General features: G+C 65.7%; 5 protein-coding genes. 4 read left to right on the forward strand and 1 reads right to left on the reverse strand.

Annotated features, from left to right (window positions below; translation table 11 throughout):
• The 4 genes from odhB to lpdA form a co-directional block, all read left to right on the forward strand.
• Positions 1-748 (forward strand): 2-oxoglutarate dehydrogenase complex dihydrolipoyllysine-residue succinyltransferase (gene odhB / locus HUU95_RS09375; RefSeq protein ID WP_174279871.1); only part of this gene is annotated, 748 nt, incomplete at its 5' end.
• Positions 749-750: 2 nt separating this feature from the next.
• The gene (locus tag HUU95_RS09380) at positions 751-987 is read left to right on the forward strand and encodes a DUF433 domain-containing protein (RefSeq protein ID WP_174279872.1); all 237 of its coding nucleotides are present in this window, start codon (positions 751-753) and stop codon (positions 985-987) included.
• The gene (locus HUU95_RS09385; RefSeq protein WP_174279873.1) at positions 987-1,358 is read left to right on the forward strand and encodes a DUF5615 family PIN-like protein; all 372 of its coding nucleotides are present in this window, start codon (positions 987-989) and stop codon (positions 1,356-1,358) included. The genes HUU95_RS09380 and HUU95_RS09385 overlap by 1 nt, the downstream gene beginning before the upstream one ends.
• Positions 1,351-2,742 carry a dihydrolipoyl dehydrogenase gene (gene lpdA, locus HUU95_RS09390; protein ID WP_174279874.1) on the forward strand — a complete coding sequence of 464 codons (1,392 nt, stop codon included), beginning with the start codon at positions 1,351-1,353 and terminating at the stop codon, positions 2,740-2,742. The genes HUU95_RS09385 and lpdA overlap by 8 nt, the downstream gene beginning before the upstream one ends.
• A gap of 280 nt (positions 2,743-3,022) precedes the next feature.
• On the opposite strand, the gene HUU95_RS09395 is transcribed toward lpdA, so the two are convergent.
• Entirely contained in the window at positions 3,023-4,102 is a 1,080-nt protein-coding gene (locus HUU95_RS09395) for a type I restriction endonuclease (protein WP_174279875.1), read from the reverse strand.
• Positions 4,103-4,437 lie beyond the last annotated feature (335 nt).

The raw sequence follows: 4,437 nt of genomic DNA on the forward strand, positions 1-4,437 counted from the left end.
CGCCGCCCCGCCGGCGGCGCAGGCCCCCTCCGTCGCCGCCACCGCCGGCCGTTCCGAGGAGCGTGTCCGCATGACGCGGCTGCGCCAGACGATCGCGCGGCGCCTGAAGGAGGCGCAGAACACTGCCGCGATGCTGACGACGTTCAACGACGTCGACATGACCGCCGTGATCGACGCGCGCACCCGCTACAAGGACCTGTTCGAGAAGAAGCACGGCGTCCGCCTCGGCTTCATGGGGTTCTTCGTGAAGGCGGCGTGCATGGCATTGAAGGACGTGCCGTCCGTCAACGCGTCGATCGACGGCGACGACATCGTCTACCGTGACTATGCCGACGTTTCCGTCGCCGTCTCCGCGCCCGGCGGGCTGGTCGTCCCCGTCATCCGCGACGCCGACCGGCTGTCGGTCGCCGGCGTCGAGAAGGCGATCGGCGACTATGGCAAGCGCGCGCGCGACGGCACGCTCAAGATGGACGAGATGCGCGGCGGCACCTTCACCATCTCCAACGGTGGCGTGTTCGGCTCGCTGATGAGCACCCCCATCATCAACCCGCCGCAATCCGCCGTGCTGGGCCTGCACCGCATCGAGGACCGCCCGGTGGTCCGCGACGGGCAGGTGGTGGTGCGCCCGATGATGTACCTGGCGCTCTCCTACGATCACCGCCTGATCGACGGACGCGAGGCGGTGACGTTCCTCGTCGCGCTGAAGAGTGCTATCGAGGACCCGACCCGCCTCCTGATCGATCTGTGACCATGACCTACACCGACCATATCGAAACCAGGAAGGACGTGCTCGGCGGCAAGCCCATCTTCAAAGGAACGCGGATCTCGGTCGAGATCATCCTCAGCTTTCTCGCGGCGGGTTGGACCGAGGAGCAGATCGTCGAGAACTATCCCCGGCTGAGCCGCGATCACCTCCGAGCGATGTACGGGCTAGCGCATGAACTCGTGACGGAGGAGCGGTTCATCATCGAATCCAAGGTCGCTTGATGCGCCTGTTGGCCGATGAGAATTTGCCCGGTCTGCTCGTGCGTGCCCTACGGGACGCTGGGCACGATGTGTTGAGCGCCTCTGAAACCTTCCCGTCCGCGGCGGACGAGGCGGTGCTTGACCGCGCTCGGACGGAAGCAAGAATCCTTGTCACGTTCGACGCCGATTTCGGCCGCATGATCTTCGCCGAACGTCGGGTACCGCCGCCGGGCGTTCTCTACTTGCGTTCGCCGCCGCCGTCGCCAGATGAAACCGCAAGGCGGGTATTGCGGGTTCTCGCGGCAGACGCCCCGGCGATCGACGGCTATTTCGTCTCCGTCGACACAACGACACGCTTCCACCCTCTTCCCGGCAAGGGCGACAATGGCTGAAAACAACTACGACGTCCTCGTCATCGGCGCCGGCCCGGGCGGCTATGTCGCCGCGATCCGTGCCGCGCAGCTCGGCCTGCGCGTCGCGTGCGCGGATGCGCGCGAGACGTTGGGGGGGACGTGTCTCAATGTCGGCTGCATCCCGTCCAAGGCGCTGCTCCACGCATCGGAATACTTCGACGCCGCCGCCAACGGCGCGATGGCGAAGATGGGGATCAAGGTCACGCCCGAGCTGGACCTCGACGCGATGCACGGCCAGCGCCGCGACGCGGTGAAGCAGCTCACCGGCGGCATCGAGTTCCTGTTCAGGAAGAACAAGGTGACCTGGCTCAAGGGCCGCGCCTCCTTCACCGACGCGCACACCGTGCAGGTCGGCGATCAGGCCGTGACCGCGACCAACATCGTCATCGCCACCGGCTCCGCCGTCACGCCGCTGCCCGGCGTCACCGTCGACGGCGAGGTGGTGGTCGACTCCACCGGCGCGCTGGAGTTCGCCAAAGTGCCCGAGCACCTCGTCGTGATCGGCGGCGGCGTGATCGGGCTGGAGCTGGGCTCCGTCTGGCGGCGGCTCGGCGCCAAGGTGACGGTGGTCGAGTATCTCGACCAGATCCTGCCCGGCTTCGACGGCGATGTGCGCAAGGATGCCAACCGTGTGTTCAAGAAACAGGGACTGGAGTTCCGGCTCGACACCAAGGTCACCGGCGTCACCGTCCAGGGCGGCAAGGCGAGCGTCTCCGTCGAACCCGCGCAGGGCGGGGAGGGCGAGACGATCCAGGCCGACGCGGTGCTCGTCGCGATCGGTCGCCGGCCCAACACCGACGGGCTCGGGCTCGACCAGATCGGGCTCGGCGTCAACGCGCGCGGCCAGATCGAGACCGACCACGACTTCCACACCGCCGTTCCCGGCGTCTGGGCGATCGGCGACGTCATCCCCGGCCTAATGCTCGCGCACAAGGCGGAGGACGAGGGCATCGCGGTGGCCGAGAACATCGCGGGCCAGCACGGTATCGTCAATCACGCGATCATCCCCTCGGTCGTCTATACCTGGCCCGAAATGGCCGGCGTCGGCCTGACGGAGGAGGCCGCGCGCGCGAAAGGCGAGGTCAAGGTCGGCAAGTTCCCGATGGCCGGCAACAGCCGCGCCAAGACCAATCACGAGCCCGACGGCTTCGTGAAGATCATCGCCGACGCGCAGACCGACCGCGTGCTCGGCGTCTGGGCGATCGCCAGCGTCGCCGGCACGATGATCGCCCAGGCCGCGCAGGCGATGGAGTTCGGCGCGACCAGCGAGGACATCGCCTACACCTGCCACGCCCACCCGACCCATTCGGAGGCGATCAAGGAAGCGGCGATGGCGGTCCGCGGCAAGGCGATCCACGTCTGAGCCGCAGGCCGCACGCGGGTAGCGCAGCTACGCGCGAGACGGTCAAGGCCGGCCGGCGGGTCGGCTCGCCGAACCCGTCCGACGACGCGGCTTCGCCGCGGCGGGTCAGGCGCTCGTCAAATATGGATTCCGTCGTTCTTCCGGGAACGCGGAGACGCAGGTTCGACAGCTAATAGAAGAACGGTGGCATCAACTGTGGCAGCGCTGCCGATGGTTTTCCTTTTACGAGAGTGAGAGAAGGTTCACCACTTGAGCTTCTCTTTGATCGCTTGGCGGTTGCTTAACCGCCACCGCCTTCCAGTTCCTTCACCCGCGCGACGATCGCGTCTTCGAACTTGTACAGATCGGTCAGCGCGCTGACCGGATGACGCGTCTCGACCTTGCCGGTGAACACGCCGATATAGCGCGTCGTAGGGCTGTTAAAGTGAAGTCGCGCCAGGCTCTTGCGATTGTTGTCGTCCAGCAGGATCGCGCAATAGGACTTGGAGTCCCTGATGACCACGCGCTTGGGATCGACGTGCCGCGCTGCGATCGCCTGAACGATGCGGAAGCCGCTGATTTCGTCGTCGGTGGTCATGATGCCGTCGTCCATCACCGACATATCGTCCGACGTTCCTTCCGGCACGTTGTCCGGTGCAGGGTTGGCGACATTGAGCGCGCTGGCGAGGCGGTGGTTGACCTGATCACGCACAAGGCTGGCGATGCAGGCGATCAGTACCGGTGACAGTTGATCCTTCAACGCCGCCGTGAACCGCGCGCCCGGCTGCACGCGCGCCGCCATCATCCGCAAGAACTCGTCGGATGGCGCGGCAAACTCCTTGCCGAGCTCGATCCGCATCTGCGATTCGAGCTTGAGTCTCCCCGCTTCAGCAAGAATGGCGTCGATGTCGAAATGGTGCCGCCGAAAACGTTCCAAGGTGACCGGGTCGCTGCGGCGCAAGGCATCCATGGAAAAGACAAAGAAAGGCTTCTCGTCCATCTTGTTCGGCTGATCGATATCCGAGTAGAATTGATAGGCAACGCCATTCGTCAGCACCGCGACGCGCGCCTCGGTCGTGGCAAAGTAGCGGAACAGCTGGCTGGCGTGCTTCAGGTCGAGATCGACCGACGATGGCTTGCATTCGACCAGCATCGATAATTTGCCGTCGATGCACAGAGCGTAATCGACCTTCTCGCCTTTCTTCACACCGACATCGGCGGTAAACTCGGGAATGACCTCAGCGGGATTGAAAACATCATATCCCAGCGCTTGCAGGAACGGCATCACCAGCGCCGTCTTCGCTGCTTCTTCCGTCAGCAGCAGTTCGCGATGCTGCGACGTTCGCTTCTCCAGCTCGACCAGCTTGGTCGCCAACTCCATAATCTGCTCCCCTGCGCCTCGTCGGTGCAAATGTAGCCGGACGAATGATCTGGGCAAGCTGATTTCCAGCTTTCGCGCCGCGTGGTGAGAAGGATTGCCAGCGTTCCCGTCGCGCCAGGCTCTGCAAAGCGGTTCGAGCTCGCCACTGCCAGCGTGGTCGCAGGGCGGGCTCGTCGGCGGCGGCGAGTAGCGGGGTGAGCCCGAGCAGCGAACGCATCGGCTAGGGAACGCCCGGCCCGCCCGCGCGCTCCCGGCCCATGGACCGCCCCGCGCTCGAAGCCCGCTGGCTCCATCTCACCCGCGTCGCGCTGCCCGCGCTGGCGGGCCCGCGCGGC

Source organism: Sphingomonas bacterium, assembly GCF_903643065.1.
In the GTDB taxonomy this organism is placed as follows: domain Bacteria; phylum Pseudomonadota; class Alphaproteobacteria; order Sphingomonadales; family Sphingomonadaceae; genus Sphingomonas.